Genomic DNA, 17,155 nt, shown 5'->3' with positions numbered 1-17,155 from the left:
GTTCATTCCCCGCAGGAGCAAGGCAGATGAGCGATACCCTGATCATTGGTGGCGGCGTGATGGGCATGATGATGGCGTGGCAGCTGGCCGAGGCCGGCCAGACGGTCACGCTGCTGGAGCGCGGTCAGTGCGGACGCGAGGCATCGTGGGCCGGTGGCGGCATCGTCTCGCCGCTGTATCCGTGGCGCTATTCGAGCGCCATCTCGTCACTGTCACGCTGGTCAGAAGGCGAATACCCCAGGCTTGCCGAGGCGCTCAAGGACGCCACCGGCATCGACCCCGAATACCGCCAGAAGGGCCTGATCTATCTGCGGGTCGAGGATGAGGCGCTGGCGCTGGACTGGGCACGCACCCAGCACAAGCCGCTGGAGGTGATCGAGCGTGAGGCGCTCTACGCGCGCGAGCCGCATCTGGCCAGTGGCCATCAGCAGGCGCTGTGGATGCCGACGCTCGGCAGCATCCGCAATCCGCGCCTCGGTCAGGCGCTGCGTGCGCGTCTGCTGGCGCATCCGCGTATCCGGGTGCGTGAAGAGTGCGAGGTCACGCAGCTGGTACTTGCCACGCCGTCGCGTGTCACGGGCGTCCGGCTTGTTGATGAGACCGTCAGCGCAGACAACGTCGTGGTGTGTGGCGGCGCCTGGAGTGGCAAGTTGCTCGCCGCGGCCGGCGTGCTGCTGCCGGTGCGCCCGGTGAAGGGTCAGATGATGGTGTTCAATCCGGTGGCGGCGGGGCTTTGCCGCGTGGATGCGCCGCTGCTGTCGCGGGTGGTGCTGTGCGATGGCCGCTACGTGATTCCGCGCGCCGATGGGCGGATTCTGATCGGCTCGACCCTGGAGCATCAGGACTTCGACAAGTCCACCACCGCGCAGGCGCGCGAGTCGCTGCATGCCAGCGCCGCGAGCATTCTGCCGGCGCTGGGTGAGCTGGCGCCGGAGCACCACTGGGCCGGTCTGCGTCCGGGCACGCCGGATGGCACGCCCTTCATCGGCGCGGTGCCGGGGCTTGATGGCCTCTACGTGAATGCCGGTCACTACCGCAATGGCCTGGTGCTGGCGCCCGCCGCCACGCGCCTGCTCAGTGACATCCTGCTCGGGCGCGAGAGCTTCATGTCAGCGGAGGCCTTCACGCCACCCGGCTTGGCAGCGCCCACGGCCCTCGCAGGTTGAGTCGTCCCAAGGCGGCGCAATGGGACCAGTTGGCACCAGGGCAGCCCCGCTGGTGCCAACTGGCCCAATCGGTGGCTGCCAACTGGTGCTAAAGGGCGGTGCAAGTGTCGGCGTAGTCTCGGGTCATGGCGCAGCGCTTGCTGCCGCTCATCAGCTCAACAACAAGCCCGACAACAATCCCAACAACAAGACTGCGGAGCCCGACCCATGACTCACCAAGCCACCATCGAACTGCTGACCGCCTTCTGCGACGCCCTCAACCGTCACGACATCGACGACTGCCTGTCGATGATGACCGATGACTGCGAATTCCTCGCCATCGCCGGGCCGGAACTCGAAGGCAAGACCTTCGCCGGTCAGGACGCCGTGCGTGCGGGCCTCTCCGCTGCCTGGCAGAACGCGCCGGATGCCCAGTGGATCGACGCGGAAATCTTCGCCGATGGCGAGCGTGGCTTCGTCATCAGCACCTACACCGGCACCACCGCCGATGGCGCGCGCAGCGAAGCGCGCATGATCGACGCCTTCACGCTGCGTGACGGCAAGATCGCGATCAAGAACGCCTTCCGCAAGAACCGTCCGCCAGTCAACGTCTGAGCGCCAGCGGCGCACCGATCAGGGAAGAGGTTTCTGAAGCTGTCTTTGCCTCGGGGGCAGCACGTCATGGCGTCAGGTCATGGCGTGCGCCCCGTGGGTGAGAGGAGGTGTTCGAGATGGAAACTATCGTGCAGCACGGCGCCCGGCCGTCGGACATGGGCAACGAATCAGAGCAGCGTCCGGCCACTCAGGCCTCGCGGCCGTATGACCCGGCCTACGACCCGCTGGTGAGTGCCACCCCCGGCGAAGGGCGCGACTACGCGCCGACCTACTGGGTAGCCACCGCCGGTGAGCCGCCGGCAGACGACGGCCCGGTGATGGGCGATATCGACGCCGATGTGGTGATCGTCGGCTCCGGCTTCACGGGGCTGACCGCCGCCATCGTGCTGGCCGAGAAGTACGGCATCAAGGCTACCGTGCTGGAGGCCAATCGGGTCAGCTGGGGCTGTTCGACCCGCAATGGCGGTCAGGCGCAGTGCGCCACCGGCCGCCTCAAGCGCTCGCAGTGGATCGAGCGTTACGGACTCGAGGCCGCCCACGGCCTGCACCGCGAGTGCGTCGAGGGCATGGAGAATTTCAAGGAGATGATCAAGGACATCGACTGCGATCCGCAGCCGGGCGGCCATCTGTATATCGCCCATCGCGAGCGCATGATGCCGGGGCTGGAGAAGGAAGCGCGCCTGTTGCGCGAGACCTTCAACTACGATGCCCGCATCATCGATGGCGCCACGGTGCGCAATGAGTGGGTCGGTGATGAAGAGGCCTGCGGTGCGATGCACGAGCCGGAAGGCATCGGCGTGCACCCGGGCAAGTTGGCCTTCGGCTATCTGCGCAAGGCACGCCGCCTGGGCGTCAAGGTGCACCCGGCAAGTCCGGTGGAGAGCTGGGAGACCCGCGATGGCGTGCACTATCTGACGACGCCGGGTGGCGTGGTCAAGGCGCGCTCGGTGGGCATGGCCACCGGCGGCTACACCTCCGGCAAGCTGCACCCGGAGCTCGACAAGCGTCTGATGCCGGTGCTCTCCAACTCGCTGGTGACGCGCCCGCTGACGGCGCAGGAAATCGAGGCGACCCGCTTCCATACCCATCAGGTGCTCACCGACACCCGCGTGCTGCGCCACTACTATCGCCTGCTGCCGGACAACCGCCTGCAGATCGGCAGTCGCAGTGCCGTCTCGGGGCGTGACGCGCCCAAGGCGCAGTACGAGCAGCTGCTGATCGCCGACATGCACCGCAAGTTCCCCGCGCTGAGTGGCATCGAGGTCGATTACTCCTGGTGGGGCTGGGTGGATGTCAGCCACGACATGATGCCGCGCATCCATCAGCCGGACCCCAAGCAGAGCATCTATTACGCCATGGGCTATGGCGGCAACGGCGTGATGTATTCCGCCCAGGCGGGCAAGCGCCTCGCCCAGTGGATCGCCAGGGACGCGGCGGACCTGGTACTGCCGATCTTCCAGTCACGCCTGCCGTATCCCAATGTGCTCAACAAGGTCGAATCCCCGCTGTTCGCGCCGTTCCGTCGCACCGGCCAGCGTTGCCTGTATCGCTGGTACGCGATGAAGGATGAAGCGCAGTAGGGTGTGACTCGCCACTGATGTCACGATGACCCGGATGCTCCCGCATTGATCGATTTCATGATCAGTTAGGGAGCATTTTTGTTATCCATAAGATAATCATTGCGGGTTGTCGTTGATTGGGAGGGTGCAGGGTTTGCCTCGGCCATGGCCGATACGGCGGCTCGCCTCGCCTTTTTTCTCCTTGCCTTTCATCTCCTCGCCTTTCATCTCCTCGCAAGGGGCAGGCTAGCTGGCGCGCTGTCGACGTGATGCGCCGTGGGGCGTGGGCAGGGCGGGCTGAGGGGGTAACGGCTGTGCTTGTGTTTCCGGTGCGTCCGTCTCCGGTGCTTCGGTCTCTGCGCCCGCAACTGACGGCGCCTCGTCCATCGCCAGTGGCACCAGCTCGGCCAGCTTGAGGATGCCGGCCTCGATGCGCGCTTCCGGAATCGCTGAGAAGCCAAGCCGGAAGTAGTGGCGGTGGCTGTCGCGATCACAGAAGAAGTGCAGGTCACCGACCTCGATCAGAATGCTCTGCTCGCGGGCGAGGGCGGCCAGGCGGTGGGCATTCAGATTCTTCGGGCCGTGCATCCAGAAGCAGGAGCCGCCGTAGGTAGCCGGCGTGCTCATCATCGGCAGATGGCGCTGGATGGCGTCACGCATCAGCAGGAAGCGACGTTGCATCACCTGGTGCATCTGATTGATCAGGCTGTCGTGATAGCCGCGCGCGATGAACAGCCCCACCGCACGCTGATTGTTGGTCGGCGGATGGCGCAGCATCAGGCGGCGCAGGGCGCGGGCCTCTCGAATCAGGGTCGGGTGCGCCACCATGTAGCCCAGACGCAGACCGGGGGCGAGGGTCTTGGAGAGGCTGCCGACATAGATGACGCGCTTGTGGCGGTCGAGGCTCTTGAGCGCGGGTGTCGGATTGTCGGCGTAGTTGCTCTCGCTCTCGTAGTCGTCCTCGATGATCAGGAAGTTGCCGGTCTCGGCCATGTCCAGCAGCTGGCGGCGACGCTCCAGCGGCAGGGTGATGGTCGTCGGCGACTGGTGGCTGGGCGTGACATACACCAGGCGGCAGTCCTTGAGCGATTCCAGCGGCTGCATGCCCTTGTCGTCGATGGGCAGCAGCTGGATGTCATCGGTGAAGGTGCTGGCGATGTTGTACATGTCGACGTAGCCGGGGTTCTCCATCGCGAAGCGCTGGCCCTGCTTGAGCAGCAGCATGCAGCTGATCCACAGCGCCTGCTGGGTGCCCACGGTGATGAGGATTTCCTCCGGGCTTGCCCAGACGCCGCGGCGGGGCAGCAGCCGCTGGTGGATCTGCTCGATCAGCAGCGGGTCGTCATTGTTGAGGTGGTCCACCGACCAGCTGCGAATCGACGGCACGCTCATCGAGTCGCGGCTGCATTCGCGCCAGTGCTGGGTGGGGAAGAATTCCGGGTCCAGCTGGCCATAGAGGAAGGGGGAGTCGTACTGGTGCCAGTCGCCGGGCTTCTCGATGGCGCGCTGCACAGAGGGCTTGAAGGCCAGCCGCTCATCCCAGTCGAGGCTGTCGGCCTCGATGTCATTGAGGCGCACCGGCGTGTCGGCGCGGCCCTTGAGAATCTCGGGATTGATGAAGTAGCCGCTGCGCTCGCGGGCGATCAGAAAGCCGTCTTCCAGCAGCTGCTCGTAGGCCAGCATCACGGTATTGCGCGCGACATTCAGCTCGCGGGCCAGCTTGCGACTGGAGGGCAGCGCGACATCACGTGGCAGATGGCCTTCGAGAATCGCCTGGGAAATCTGCTCGCGAATCTGGAATTGCAGGCTTTCCTTGCGCGAGGAATCGAGGTGAAACAGCGGGTGGCTCATGCGTGTTCTCTATTGTTTTCGCGAGCGTGTCGTCACGAGGACTTTCCAGCGGAAGTGTCCGTTTTATATGCATTTTCTGTACCTGATTGCCCTGCGGTGCGCCGTCAGTGAGTGGCGCGTGGGACACTGCCTGCCCTGAGGTGGCAGCCACCGGTACGGCTTCATTGAGGCAGACCCCTGTCGGGAGAGCAATAGCCAGCCGGGACTGGCCCCATCGATGCCGACGGACTGGTTCTATCGAGGAATGGCGCACGGGGAGAAAGTGATCTGGCAGGTACAACGAAAGCACAGTTCAAGCACGACGCGACTTCACACTCCCTTTCCTGGGGCTGTAGATGAGCAGGTGATGGCAATCGTGAATGACATGAGACGCTGCAAGATAGTGGTGCAGACGCGAAGTCATTGACGATATGAGGTGCAGTACCCCGCTCGCTATCACGCGCAGCCGTCAGGAGCCCGCAACAACAATAACGACGGGACAGACAAGATGATCGACTCGACACAGACCCTTTCAGACCTCCGCATGCTGACTCGCACTGGCGTATCTCGCACCAGCGTATCTCGCACCAGCGCCTTCAAGTCCACGCTGGCCATCGCGGTGACTGCCGCGAGCCTGGGCATGGCCGCCGGCGCCAATGCCGCGACCTGGAAGATGGCCCTCGGTGATGCGGCCGGCGGCACCCAGTATGAACTGGGCAAGACCTTCGCAAGCCTGGTGGAAGAGAAATCCGGCGGCGACATCAAGGTGGACCTGTTCCCCAACGGCCAGCTGGGCAGCGAGCAGGATACCGTCAACAATGCCAGCATGGGCCTCGTTGACCTGTCCGTGGTGGCGATCAACAACCTGACGCCATTCTCGCCGACCGTCGGCGTGCTGACCCTGCCGTATGTCATCCACGGCCCGGACGATGCCAAGGCGCTGACGCAAGGCAAGATAGGCGATGAGCTGCGCGAGAACACCCTGCGCGATTCCGGTATCCGCATTCTGGGCTGGGCCTATTCCGGCTGTCGTCGTCTGACCAATTCCAAGCAGGCAGTCGCCTCACCGGCAGACCTGGAAGGCATGGTCATTCGCGTGCCCAAGAACGAGATCATGATCTCCTCCTACCAGTCCTGGGGCGTCAACCCCAACCCGCTGGCGTGGTCCGAGACCTTCACCGCCCTGCAACAGGGTGTCGTCGATGGCCAGGACAATCCCTACATCACCATCGATGCCATGAAGTTCTATGAGGTGCAGAACCACGTCACCGACAGCTGTTACGTGTTCTCGATGGAACCGCTGATCATGGGCGAAGGCACCTTCCAGAGCCTCAGCGAAGAGAATCAGCAACTGGTGCTGGCCGCCGGTGAAGAGGCGACGTCGCACAGCTACGACTATCTGCTGGCCACCGAGGATTCCATCAAGAAATCACTGGTGGAAGAGCACGGCATGACCATCACCCAGCCCGCCAATGACGAGAAGGAATGGATCGCCAAGGCCTCCAGCATCTGGCCGGACTTCTATGACAGCATCGGCGGCCGCGACAAGCTGGTCGAAGTGCTCGAGACCCTCGGACGTGATCCGTCCGCGGCGCCCTGATGACCTCCTGAACGGCTGAGGCTTTCAAGGCCCGCCCGGATTCCCCTGCCTGCCGGCACCTGTCATGAGCATGCCAAGAGCATGTCATCGACATGTGATCGCTGGCAGGGGATACGTGGCGTCAAGTGGTCATCGCTGGCGATGTCGGGGGATGTGTATCCATGCGGGTATTGTTGAAGTTTCTGGATAATATCGAGAACTATCTCTGCCAGTTTCTGCTGGTGGTGTTCGTCATCATTCTCTTCACGCAGATCATGCTGCGTAACCTTTTCAGCTACTCGATTCCCTGGGGAGACGAGTTGGCGACCTATGCCTTCGTGTGGTTTGCCTATCTAGGCGCCGTCTACGCCACACGCATGTCGGCGCATAACCGCGTGACCTTCCAGTTTCGATTCCTGCCGCGTTGGGTGGAAACCCTCTGCGGTGTGCTGACCGATATCATCTGGATCGCCTTCAATGCGGTGTTCATCTATTACAGCTACGACTTCGTGTTCAACAAGATGAATCTGTTCTGGAAGTCACAGACGCTGGGTGTGCCGATGAAGTACTTCTATCTGATTCTGCCGCTGGCCTTTACCGCCATGACGGTGCGCATCATCCAGACCAATTATCTCAAGTTCGTGCGCAAGGAAGACATCGTGGACCCGGATTCCCAGGCAATGGAGGAATTGAAGCAGGGCGGTGACGGCCAGGCCACTGATCCAAAGGCCAGCGACACACAGGCCAGTGATGGACAGCCCAGTGAAAGACAGGAGGGCGGCAAGTCATGATCGATTCCACCATCATCTACATCCTGTTTGGCGTCTTCTTCCTGCTGCTGGTACTGGGCGCACCGATCACCGTCTCGCTGGGTGTCGCGGCGCTGGCGACCTATCTGAGCATCGATGAAAACCCGATGGCGTTCGTGCAGATCGCCTTTACCTCGGTGGGCTCCTTCCCGCTGATGGCCTTGCCGGCCTTCATTCTGGCCGGGGCGCTGATGGAGGCCGCCGGCATCTCGCGACGGCTGGTCGATATCGCCGAGGCCTTCGCCGGGCCGGTGACGGGCGGACTTGCCGCCGCCACGGTATTTGCCTGCATGTTCTTCGGTGCGATCTCGGGCTCAGGGCCGGCCACCACGGCGGCGGTCGGCATGCTGATGATTCCGGCGATGGCCAAGCGCGGCTATGACCGTGGCTATGCCTCGGCGATCACGGCCTCTTCCGGTGGGCTGGGGGTGGTGATTCCGCCGTCGATCCCGATGGTGATCTTCGGGATTTCCGGCATGGGCCTGCAGCCGCCGCCCGAAGCGGTGGCCATGCACGGGGATTTCCAGACACTGTCCATCCCGAAACTGTTCATCGCCGGCGTCATGCCCGGCGTGGTGATCGCCGGCTTCCTGCTGATGATCAACTACGTGATCTCGAAGAAACGCGGCTATCGCGGGCTGACCAACAGCTGGTCGTGGCCACATATTCGCGCCACCTTGAAGAAGGGCGTCTGGTCGATGCTGGCACCCTTCATCATCCTGGGCGGCATCTACAGCGGCCTCTTCACGCCGACCGAATCCGCCATCGTCGCCATCGTCTACACCCTGATCGTCGGCATCTTCCTGCACAAGGAACTCAAGTGGAAGCCGACGCTACGCACTCTGGAAACCACCACCTGGATTACCGGTCGCGTGCTGCTGATCCTGTTCACGGCGACGGTCTTCGGGCGGCTGCTGGTCGAGCAACGCGTGCCGGCGCATATCGCCGAGGGCATGCTGGCGATGACCGACAACCTCTACCTGATCTGGGCGATGATCATCTTCTTCCTGCTGTTCGTCGGCATGTTCATGGAGACGCTGGCCGCGATCATGATTCTCACCCCGGTGCTGCTGCCGATCATGTACATGCTGGGGATGGACCCGGTGCACGTCGGCATCGTGGTGGTCTGTGCGCTGGCCATCGGCTTCCAGACGCCGCCATTGGGGGAGAACCTCTTCGTGGCCTCGGGGATAGGCGGGGCCTCCATCGAGGAGATTTCCCTGAAGGCATTGCCGTTCGCGGCGGGTTCGGTGGCGGCCATCTTCCTGATCGCCTATGTGCCTGAAATCTCTCTGTGGCTACCCAGGGTGATGGGGTACTGAAGCGCCATCTGAACGCTAGCCCTGCAATGAACGAGGAGAAGGACGATGCCGGCAGTCAAACGAATTCTGTGTTGTGTAGGCCTGCGCGGAGACTGTGAGCGGGTACTGGCGCGCTCGGTGTGGTTGGCGGGTGCGACGGGCGCCGAGCTGCATGTGCTGCATACCGTCAAGTCACTGTCGGATGACGTGATGAACACCCTCAAGGTCAACATCCGCCACAAGCCGACGCTGGAGGGCCTGATGCAGCAGCGGCTCGATCAGGCGAAGGAGAGTCTGGAAAAGATGCTGGAGGACTTCTGGAGCACCCATGACAACGGCGACCCGCGCCCGGTGATCGCCGGACTGAATGTGGTGGAGGGCTATCCGGCCTCGGAGATCATCCGCTACGCCACGCGGCATGACTGCGACATGATCATCATGGCCACCAACAAGCGCGGCTTCGTGGCCTCCTATGCCGGCAAGGTCACCAAGGGGGTGATCAAGCGCGCCAGCATTCCGGTGGTGGTGGTACCGACGCCCTGAGCCGGTGGAGAGAGACGCTTGAGGGATAGCGGTACTCAGCAAGTTGGAACATGAATAAAGCTCGCTGAAAAAAGCTCGCCCCCGCAGACAATCACTGTCTGCGGGGGCGAGCTTTTTTGGATCATGGCCCATCGTCAGCGTGGCTCAGGTGTCACTCGGGGCTGGACGGGATCATTTCATGCGTCATGTGCGCACAAGGCGCGCGGCTCAGAGCGTGCCTTCCAGCTCAGTGGCGATCTGGCGCATCAGCGGCGCCCACTCCAAGAGGGAGTCGATGGAGTGGCGCAGGCGCGGCGCGTGGATCGCCAATGTCGCCTGGATCTGGCCGACCTCATCGAAGACCGGCACCGCGATGGCGACCATGCCCTGGATGAACTCCTCATCATCGGTACTCAGCTGGTTGCGCGCCACGGTGTCGAGCGCCTCTTCCAGCGTGGCCCGCGAGGTCAGGGTGCAGGGCGTGTGCGCCTCCAGCGCCAGATGGGCGAGCAGGGCGCGGCGGCGATGCAGTGGCATCAGCGCCAGAAACAGCTTGCCGCTCGCGGTGCAGTGCAGCGGCAGGCGTGAGCCGGGCGCCAGCTGGATGCGCACCGGCCAGTTGGTTTCCACGCGGTCGTAATACATCACCTCGTGGCCATCGAGCAGCGTCAGGTTGCAGGTCTCGCCGACTTCCTTCGCCAGCCGTTCCAGCAGGACGCGGCGTGGCACCTTGAGGCCTTCATTGGCCAGTGCGCCCAGCGACATGCGCCGAAAGCGCGGGCCGGGCAGCAGGTGACGGCCATCCAGATCACGACTGATCAGCTGCTGTTCTTCCAGCTGCTTGAGCAGGCGATGGACGGTCGGCTTGGGGATGTCGAAGCGCTTCTCGAGGTCGGCGGCGCTGACGGCGTGCTGGGTGGTGACGATTTCTTCCAGCAGGCCGAGTGCGCGAAAGAGCGTCGAATTGGTGGGCGTGTCTTTGCTCATCTAGTGTCCTCATCCTGCTGTCGGGCGCATGTCACTCGCGGTGACCGGGGCCGACAGGGGCAGGGTGGCAAGGCGTCAGTGCATCGATTCATCACGGCAGCGGACCCCTTGGCGAAGGCTGCCCTGATGAGACGAAGACAGCCCCTCGCGGGGCTGTCGATGAGGCTAGTGTTACAGGTTTACCAGGAACAGGGAAAGGGAAGGCACCAGGCAGATGGCCAGCCAGCAGGCGATCAGCGCGATGAAGTAGGGGATCACGTACTTGACCAGTCGGACGTAGGAAATGCCGGTGATGCTGCTGGCCACGTACAGGTTGAGCCCGAAGGGTGGCGTGACGAAGCCGATGGCGGCACCGACCAGGAAGATGACCGAGAAGTGGATCGGATCGACCCCGGCCTGCTGGGCGATGGGCGCGAGAATCGGCGCCAGGATGATCGTCACCGGCAGGCTTTCCAGAATCATGCCCGCCAGCAGGATGATCAGCATGCAGGTGCCCAGCGTCAGGTAGTAGTTGTCGATGCCACTGAGCATCTCGCTCAACGCCTGACCGGCGCCCAGCACCGACAGCAGCTGCTGCATGACCACCGAGATGGCGATCAGCGGTGCCAGCATGCCGGCGATCTGGCCTGAGCGCAGCATGATGGTCGGCAGCTTCCTGAGGCTGATTTCCCGCGTGATCAACAGCCCCGCGATCATGGTGAAGCCCACGGTGATGGCGGCGGCTTCGGTCGGCGAGAACTTGCCCGAGTAGATGCCGTAGACCACCACGCCGATGGTCGCGAAGCCCAGATAGGCCTTGCGCGCCAGCCTGGCGCTGACACCGGCCTTGAAGGGCTGCAGCTGGCCCCAGCCATTCTTGCGCGCCACCAGATAGCAGGCGCCCATCATCGCGACCACCATCAGGGCGCCCGGCACCATACCGGCGATGAACAGGTCACTGATCGACAGGTTCATCATGAAGCCGTAGACGATGAAGATGATGCTGGGCGGAATGATGATGCCCACGGTGCCGCCGGAGGCCGCCGTGGCGGCGGCGAAGCGTTCGTCATAGCCGTTCTTGACCATCTCGGGCTGCATGATCGAACCGATGGTGGCGGTGGTGCCGGCATTGGAGCCGGAAATCGCCGCGAACAGGCCACAGGCGCCGAGGGTCGACATGCCCATCCCGCCGCGCATCCAGCTCAGCGTCGAGTAGGCGAAGTCGGAGAGTCGCTTGGCGATGCCCGCCGCGTTGATCAGGTCCCCCGTGAGGATGAACAGCGGCAACGCCAGCAGGCCGAAGAAGCTCAGCCCCTGGAAGAGGGTGACGCCGACATTGGCCAGCGTGAAGTCGATCACCAGACTGGTGCCGACCACCCACAGGCCGATGACGAGGAAGATGGGCACGCCGAGCAGGAAGAAGGCGGTCACGCCCGCCGTGATCAGGGAGATCCAGATACCGTCTGTCATGCTGACCTCCTCAGTCCATGATGGACGGTTGCAGGTTGAAGGAATCGCCGCGGCGATAGCGCGCCCAGTCGGCGTAGAGGTTCTGCAGTACGCGATAGATGATCATCACCCACGCCAGCGGCGTGGCGAGGTAGAACCACCACTGCATGACGTTGTCGGTGCCCGGCACGATGGCGTAGTTGTCGTAGGCCAGCGTCACCTGGGTGGTGGTGAAGTAGATCACCATCAGCCCGAAGCCGATCCACAGCACGGCATCGAGGATCAGGCAGGCGAACTGGCCAGCGCGCGGCAGCTTCATGCGGATCTCGTTGAGGCTCAGGTGGGTGCGCTTCTTGACGTTGAGCGAGGCGCCGAACCAGGTCAGCCACAGAAACAGCAGCACGGGAATGCTGGTGCTCCAGGGGGCCTGCAGGCCGAAGAAGAAGCGCCGGATGACTTCGACGAAGATGATGCCGGCCATGCCGGAATAGGCGATCAGAATGACGACCTGTTCCAGATGGGCGTCCAGCCACAGGAAGGGACGCGCCCAGGGCGCGGCCTTCTTGAGGGCAGGTTGCTTGGTCGGTTGGCTGAAGATGGTGGTATCGCCCATTACCCCCTCCACCAGCGCTGCGGCTTGACGTTGACGGCGGCGACATCACGCGGAATCTCGCGCGCGACATCATGGATTTCCTGATAGATATCGAGACCGCCGGACCACTTGTTGAGGCGTTCACGCCACTGCTCCCATGGCTCGGGATTGAATTCCGGCGAGCACATCTGTTCGGCGCGTGAGCGTTCGGCGTCCGACAGCGGCGCCACGCGCACGTTGTTCTCGGCGAAGACGGTGCCGGCGGCGGGGTGCTCGGTGGCACCGACGATCTCGAAGCGCCCGGCCTCGTTCATGCCCTGGGTGAAGATCTGCGCGCAGTAGGCGGACTCCATCACCTGGTCCTGCAGCTCGGAACCGAGGCTGTCGAACTTGGGCAGGCTCATGCCGGTGTGCTCGGTGCCGGCGAAGAAGCGCAGGTCGACCGCCTGGGACACCACTGGTGCCATGCCGGCGTAGGCCACGGCGCTCATCCAGGTCTCGGCGCCATCCAGCAGGCCCTGACGCAGGCCATCGAGGGTCTCTTCCCAGGCGACCGGCACCGGGTTCAGGCCCAGCTGTTCCATCGCGATACGGCCCATCTGGGTGCCGGTGACGCGATTCTTGGTGCCCTTGAGATCATCGATGCTGGTGACCAGCGGTTTGTCCTGCCACTTGAGGCCGAGCATGATGCCGCGCAGGTCACAGTGGGTGAACAGGAACTGCAGGTTGTGGCGCTGGCGCAGCGGTTCGCGCAGCAGTTGCTCACTCTTCTTGTGATAGAAGAAGTGGAACATCGAGGCGACGGTGGGGAACAGGTAGGCGAAATCGAGCACGTTCAGATACGGCGCGCTGCCCGAGGAATTCTGGGTGGAGGCCGAGTAGATATCGACGATGCCCTGCTGGGTCTTGCCGACGCAGTCCAGCTGGTTGCAGACCTCGTTGCTGCCCATGAACTCGACGCGAATCGCGCCGTTGGTGCGCTCTTCCAGGTCACGCGCGAAGAACAGCTGACCGGATTTCTGGATATCGAGATTGCGCTCATTGAAGCCCGAGGCACCGAAGCGCAGCTGGAACTTGGGCGCTGTCTTGTAGCGTTTCTGCTGCTCCTGGTCGGCGGCGCGCGCCAGCGTGGACGCGGTGAGACCTGCGCCGAGGCCGGTGGCGGCCAGCAGGGTCGAGGTCAGACCGAAGCGACCCGAGATGTCGAGGAAGTCACGGCGTGACAGCTTGCTGAGTGGCGATGGCATGGTAGTGCTCCCGGTATTGTGTTTGCTTTTGTGGTGGGATGCAGGCCTGACGGCCGGGAAGTGATGTCGTATCACTCGCCCTGTGTTGGCGTTGTTATGGGTCTTGCGGTGCGGGGCTTGCTTCCGCTGCTTGTCTGGCAAGCCGTTCGTTGATCACTTCTTTAGCCAAGTGCTTGTTTATCCGTCCTTATTTGTTGTCCTGATTTGCTCGTCTTTATTTGTCAGGCGTTTTCGCAGTGCCTGTTCAGAGCGTGTCTGTTCAGAGAGTGTCTTTTCTGGGCATGTCTCTTCAGAGAGTGTCTGTTCAGAGAGTGCTGGGGCGCTTGTCAGACATATCCGCTATTTCTTCAAAGCCACTCCAAAGTCTCTTCAAATTCTCTTCAGAGTCTCCTCAAGCACGCCTCCAGAGCCCATGAGCCCTGCCTCTGGCCTCTCTGGTGGCTGCCATTGATGGCAGTCTGTGTCGTTCTCGCTAGTTCGTCTTACATAGTTGGTCGTATAACGAGACGAAAAGTACCGTTACCGGCGTTTCAAATCTCAATGTAGGGCACTTTTTCAGCTTTGGCAAAGATATTGAGACAATACGTTTCGTATTTGACGAATCCGAATTTTGATACCATGATTATGAGACAATATGTCTCGATATGGTATATAAAATAATGAAAACAACACGTTACGCCAATGCCGACGCATCAGCCGCCTATGACTACATCGTGATCGGAGCGGGTTCAGCCGGTTGCGTGCTAGCCAATCGTCTAACCGAAGACCCCTCCATCAATGTCTTGCTGCTGGAGGCCGGCGGCTCGGACTGGAATCCGTGGATTCATGTGCCGGTCGGTTATTTCAAGACGATGCACAACCCGGCCACCGACTGGTGCTATCTCACCGACCCTGACAAGGGTATCAATGGTCGTCGGCTGCAGTGGCCGCGGGGCAAGGTGCTGGGCGGTTCCAGCTCGCTCAATGGGCTGCTGTATATCCGTGGCCAGCACGAGGACTACGACGACTGGGCGGCCGCGGGCAATCAGGGCTGGGACTACGCGTCAGTGCTGCCGTACTTCCGCAAGTCGGAGTGTCAGGCGCGTGGCGCCAACCAATGGCACGGCACCGATGGGCCGCTGCATGTCTCTGACCTGCGCCTCAAGCGCGAGATCGCCGAGCGCTTCATCGAAGCGGCGGTGGAGGCGGGGATTCCGCTCAACCAGGACGTCAATGGCGAGCGCCAGGAAGGGGTCGGCTATTTCCAGCAGACTACCTACAAGGGCCTGCGCTGCAGCACGGCCAGGGCTTTCCTGCGCCCGGCGCTCACGCGCAGCAATCTGACGCTGGTCAAGCATGCGCACTGTCGCCGCGTGTTGCTGGAAGGCAAGCGTGCGGTGGGAGTCGAGTACGAGGTGAAGGGCACGATCCACACGGCACGCGCCGAGCGCGAGGTGCTGCTGTCCAGCGGCGCCATCGGCAGCCCGCAGATTCTGCAGTGCTCCGGTATCGGTGAGCCCGAGCATCTGGCCAGTGTCGGCGTCGAATGCCTGCACGCGCTGCCGGGGGTCGGGGAAAACCTGCAGGACCATCTGCAGGTACGGCTGGTGTTCAAGACCCAGTGCCGCACCCTCAATGACGAGGTACGTCATCCGCTCAAGAAGCTGGCGGTCGGCACCCAGTACCTCTTCACGCGTACCGGCCCGCTGACGCTGGCGGCCAGTCAGGTGTGCGCCTTTACCCAGTCGCGCGAGGGGCTGACACGCCCCGATATCCAGTTCCACATGCAGCCGTTGAGTGCCGACAAGCCCGCTGATGGCGTGCATCCGTTCTCGGCGTTCACGTCCTCGGTGTGTCAGCTGCGCCCGCACAGTCGCGGCCAGGTGCGCATCACCAGCGCCGACGCCAGCATCTATCCTTCCATCCAGCCCAACTATCTGAGCGCCGAGGAAGACCGCCGCGTGGTGGTCGATGCCATCAAGGTGGCGCGGCGTATCGCCCAGGCAGCGCCGCTGGCCTCGGTGATCAGCGAGGAGTACGTGCCGGGCGCGCACTACCAGAGCGATGAGGAGTTGCTGGAAGCCGCGCGCCAGTTCAGCCAGACCATCTATCACCCGGCGGGCACCTGCAAGATGGGCCACGATGCGCTGGCGGTGGTGGATGACGAGCTGCGTGTCCATGGCCTGCACGGCTTGCGCGTGGTGGATGCCTCGATCATGCCGGTGATCGTGTCCGGCAATACCAATGCGCCGACCATCATGATCGCCGAGAAGGCCGCCGACATGATCAAGGCCGCCCAGGTGAACATGGCCCAGGCCAGCTAGCAGGCCTGCGTGCCTGAACGACACATCGCGGCGGGGCTGCTTGCCCGTCACCGCTTGCTGGTCTTCAAGAGGAATCCGCGTGGCCACTGACAACAGTTCATCACTGCACGACACACCCACCCCGCCCACCAGCCTGTGGCGGACCCTGGAAGGGCGCGTGCGCACCATCATGCCGGGCCTGTTGATCTGCATCATCATCGCGCTGGCGACCACCTTCATCGCCGATCATTACGGCGGCCCGGCGCTGCTCTATGCGCTGCTGTTCGGCATGTCGCTGCACTTTCTCTCCGAGGAGGGGCCGTGCAAGGCGGGCATCGAGTTCGCCTCCAAGACGGTACTGCGCCTCGGCGTGGCCCTGCTGGGCGTGCGCATCACGCTGGAGCAGGTCGCGAGTCTCGGCCTCGGCCCGGTGATCACGGTGGTACTCGGGGTGGTGGCGACCATCCTGTTCGGCGCGCTGCTGGCCCGCGTGATGGGGCTGGACCGCGACATGGGACTATTGACCGGCGGCTCGGTGGCCATCTGCGGTGCCTCGGCGGCACTGGCGCTGTCGGCGGTGATGCCGCGCAACGCCACCAGCGAGCGTCACACCATCATGACCGTGGTCGGGGTGACGACCCTCTCGACCGTGGCGATGATCACCTATCCGCTGATCGTCAGGCTGCTGGGGCTGGATGATGCCGAGGCCGGCATCTTCCTCGGCGGCACCATCCATGACGTGGCTCAGGTGGTGGGCGCTGGCTACATCATTTCCGAGCACACCGGGGACGTCTCGACCTTCGTCAAGCTGCTGCGGGTGGCGATGCTGGTGCCGGCGGTGATGGTCTTCATGCTGCTGTTCCGCAGTGCGCGCCAGGCCAATGGCGATGAAGGCGGCAAGGTGCCGATGTTCCCCACCTTCCTGATCGCCTTCGTGGCACTGGTGCTGATCAACAGCCTCGGCTGGGTGCCGAGCGTCGCCGTGGAAGGCTTCACCGACCTGTCGCGCTGGTGTCTGGTGGCGGCGATTGCCGCGCTGGGCGTCAAGACGTCGTTCCAGAAGCTGGCGGTGGTGGGCTGGAAGCCGGTGATCCTGATGGTGGTGGAAACCCTCTTCCTGCTGGTGCTGGTGACGCTGTGCATCAAGTTCGGGCTGGCCAGCATCTGACCGACGCTTGGGTGTGCTAAAGCGCGAAGGGCCCCGCCGTGACTGGCGGGGCCCTTCAGGTTGAGGGCAGGCGGGCATTCAGTTCGTTCAG

The 17,155-nt window shown here is 63.1% G+C and carries 14 protein-coding genes; 9 read left to right on the top strand and 5 right to left on the bottom strand.

Annotated elements, in window-relative coordinates; genetic code table 11:
- Nucleotides 1-26 precede the first annotated feature (26 nt).
- The 3 genes from thiO to QD356_RS09585 all read left to right on the top strand — a co-directional run bounded on the left by thiO (nucleotide 27) and on the right by QD356_RS09585 (nucleotide 3,340).
- A complete protein-coding gene (gene thiO / locus QD356_RS09595) occupies nucleotides 27-1,166 on the top strand; it encodes a glycine oxidase ThiO (RefSeq protein WP_192837556.1) in 1,140 nt (379 codons plus the stop codon).
- Nucleotides 1,167-1,373: 207 nt separating this feature from the next.
- Nucleotides 1,374-1,760: a nuclear transport factor 2 family protein gene (locus QD356_RS09590; RefSeq protein ID WP_054555520.1), complete on the top strand. Its 387-nt coding sequence runs from the start codon at nucleotides 1,374-1,376 to the stop codon at nucleotides 1,758-1,760.
- 116 nt (nucleotides 1,761-1,876) lie between these two features.
- Nucleotides 1,877-3,340: an FAD-binding oxidoreductase gene (locus QD356_RS09585; RefSeq protein WP_225996314.1), complete on the top strand. Its 1,464-nt coding sequence runs from the start codon at nucleotides 1,877-1,879 to the stop codon at nucleotides 3,338-3,340.
- Nucleotides 3,341-3,565: 225 nt separating this feature from the next.
- Here QD356_RS09585 and QD356_RS09580 read toward each other — a convergent pair whose 3' ends face one another.
- On the bottom strand, nucleotides 3,566-5,170 hold the full coding sequence (locus tag QD356_RS09580; protein ID WP_192837557.1) for a PLP-dependent aminotransferase family protein: 1,605 nt from the start codon (nucleotides 5,168-5,170) through the stop codon (nucleotides 3,566-3,568).
- 523 nt (nucleotides 5,171-5,693) lie between these two features.
- On the opposite strand from QD356_RS09580, the gene QD356_RS09575 reads away from it, so the two are divergent.
- The 4 genes from QD356_RS09575 (at nucleotide 5,694) to QD356_RS09560 (ending at nucleotide 9,381) form a co-directional block, all read left to right on the top strand.
- The gene (locus tag QD356_RS09575) at nucleotides 5,694-6,749 is read left to right on the top strand and encodes a TRAP transporter substrate-binding protein (protein WP_225996315.1); all 1,056 of its coding nucleotides are present in this window, start codon (nucleotides 5,694-5,696) and stop codon (nucleotides 6,747-6,749) included.
- A gap of 161 nt (nucleotides 6,750-6,910) precedes the next feature.
- The gene (locus QD356_RS09570) at nucleotides 6,911-7,519 is read left to right on the top strand and encodes a TRAP transporter small permease (RefSeq protein ID WP_192837558.1); all 609 of its coding nucleotides are present in this window, start codon (nucleotides 6,911-6,913) and stop codon (nucleotides 7,517-7,519) included.
- Nucleotides 7,516-8,859, top strand: coding sequence for a TRAP transporter large permease (locus tag QD356_RS09565; protein WP_197738683.1), 1,344 nt, complete (start codon nucleotides 7,516-7,518; stop codon nucleotides 8,857-8,859). Before QD356_RS09570 ends, QD356_RS09565 begins: the two co-directional genes overlap by 4 nt.
- Nucleotides 8,860-8,904: 45 nt before the next feature.
- Nucleotides 8,905-9,381 (top strand): universal stress protein, encoded by a 477-nt coding sequence (locus QD356_RS09560; RefSeq protein ID WP_043331347.1) that lies wholly within the window; start codon nucleotides 8,905-8,907, stop codon nucleotides 9,379-9,381.
- A 207-nt stretch (nucleotides 9,382-9,588) separates the two neighbouring features.
- On the opposite strand, the gene QD356_RS09555 is transcribed toward QD356_RS09560, so the two are convergent.
- From QD356_RS09555 to dctP, 4 genes are all read right to left on the bottom strand, one after another.
- Nucleotides 9,589-10,347: an IclR family transcriptional regulator gene (locus QD356_RS09555; RefSeq protein ID WP_043331346.1), complete on the bottom strand. Its 759-nt coding sequence runs from the start codon at nucleotides 10,345-10,347 to the stop codon at nucleotides 9,589-9,591.
- 171 nt (nucleotides 10,348-10,518) lie between these two features.
- Complete coding sequence (locus QD356_RS09550; RefSeq protein ID WP_054555518.1) at nucleotides 10,519-11,796, bottom strand: TRAP transporter large permease; 1,278 nt, start codon at nucleotides 11,794-11,796, stop codon at nucleotides 10,519-10,521.
- A 10-nt stretch (nucleotides 11,797-11,806) separates the two neighbouring features.
- Nucleotides 11,807-12,388 carry a TRAP transporter small permease gene (locus tag QD356_RS09545; RefSeq protein ID WP_192837559.1) on the bottom strand — a complete coding sequence of 194 codons (582 nt, stop codon included), beginning with the start codon at nucleotides 12,386-12,388 and terminating at the stop codon, nucleotides 11,807-11,809.
- Nucleotides 12,388-13,614, bottom strand: a complete 1,227-nt coding sequence (gene dctP / locus QD356_RS09540) for a TRAP transporter substrate-binding protein DctP (RefSeq protein ID WP_172978708.1) — start codon at nucleotides 13,612-13,614, stop codon at nucleotides 12,388-12,390. Before dctP ends, QD356_RS09545 begins: the two co-directional genes overlap by 1 nt.
- Before the next feature lie 659 nt (nucleotides 13,615-14,273).
- Between dctP and QD356_RS09535 the strand changes: the two genes are divergently transcribed.
- Together QD356_RS09535 and QD356_RS09530 are read left to right on the top strand one after the other, a co-directional pair.
- A complete protein-coding gene (locus QD356_RS09535) occupies nucleotides 14,274-15,917 on the top strand; it encodes a choline dehydrogenase (RefSeq protein ID WP_192837560.1) in 1,644 nt (547 codons plus the stop codon).
- 79 nt (nucleotides 15,918-15,996) lie between these two features.
- A complete protein-coding gene (locus QD356_RS09530) occupies nucleotides 15,997-17,064 on the top strand; it encodes a YeiH family protein (RefSeq protein WP_279877631.1) in 1,068 nt (355 codons plus the stop codon).
- Nucleotides 17,065-17,155: the final 91 nt, after the last annotated feature.

The organism is Cobetia sp. 2AS, from assembly GCF_029846355.1.
Classification (GTDB): Bacteria; Pseudomonadota; Gammaproteobacteria; order Pseudomonadales; family Halomonadaceae; genus Cobetia; species Cobetia amphilecti.
This window is presented reverse-complemented; position numbering and strand designations above follow the sequence as displayed.

Excerpts from the sequence above, each read along its gene's own strand:
- thiO (WP_192837556.1), top strand. The coding sequence starts at position 27 with ATGAGCGATACCCTGATCATTGGTGGCGGCGTGATGGGCATGATGATG.
- QD356_RS09590 (WP_054555520.1), top strand. The coding sequence starts at position 1,374 with ATGACTCACCAAGCCACCATCGAACTGCTGACCGCCTTCTGCGACGCC.
- QD356_RS09585 (WP_225996314.1), top strand. The coding sequence starts at position 1,877 with ATGGAAACTATCGTGCAGCACGGCGCCCGGCCGTCGGACATGGGCAAC.
- QD356_RS09580 (WP_192837557.1), bottom strand. The coding sequence starts at position 5,170 with ATGAGCCACCCGCTGTTTCACCTCGATTCCTCGCGCAAGGAAAGCCTG.
- QD356_RS09575 (WP_225996315.1), top strand. The coding sequence starts at position 5,694 with ATGCTGACTCGCACTGGCGTATCTCGCACCAGCGTATCTCGCACCAGC.
- QD356_RS09570 (WP_192837558.1), top strand. The coding sequence starts at position 6,911 with ATGCGGGTATTGTTGAAGTTTCTGGATAATATCGAGAACTATCTCTGC.
- QD356_RS09565 (WP_197738683.1), top strand. The coding sequence starts at position 7,516 with ATGATCGATTCCACCATCATCTACATCCTGTTTGGCGTCTTCTTCCTG.
- QD356_RS09560 (WP_043331347.1), top strand. The coding sequence starts at position 8,905 with ATGCCGGCAGTCAAACGAATTCTGTGTTGTGTAGGCCTGCGCGGAGAC.
- QD356_RS09555 (WP_043331346.1), bottom strand. The coding sequence starts at position 10,347 with ATGAGCAAAGACACGCCCACCAATTCGACGCTCTTTCGCGCACTCGGC.
- QD356_RS09550 (WP_054555518.1), bottom strand. The coding sequence starts at position 11,796 with ATGACAGACGGTATCTGGATCTCCCTGATCACGGCGGGCGTGACCGCC.
- QD356_RS09545 (WP_192837559.1), bottom strand. The coding sequence starts at position 12,388 with ATGGGCGATACCACCATCTTCAGCCAACCGACCAAGCAACCTGCCCTC.
- dctP (WP_172978708.1), bottom strand. The coding sequence starts at position 13,614 with ATGCCATCGCCACTCAGCAAGCTGTCACGCCGTGACTTCCTCGACATC.
- QD356_RS09535 (WP_192837560.1), top strand. The coding sequence starts at position 14,274 with ATGAAAACAACACGTTACGCCAATGCCGACGCATCAGCCGCCTATGAC.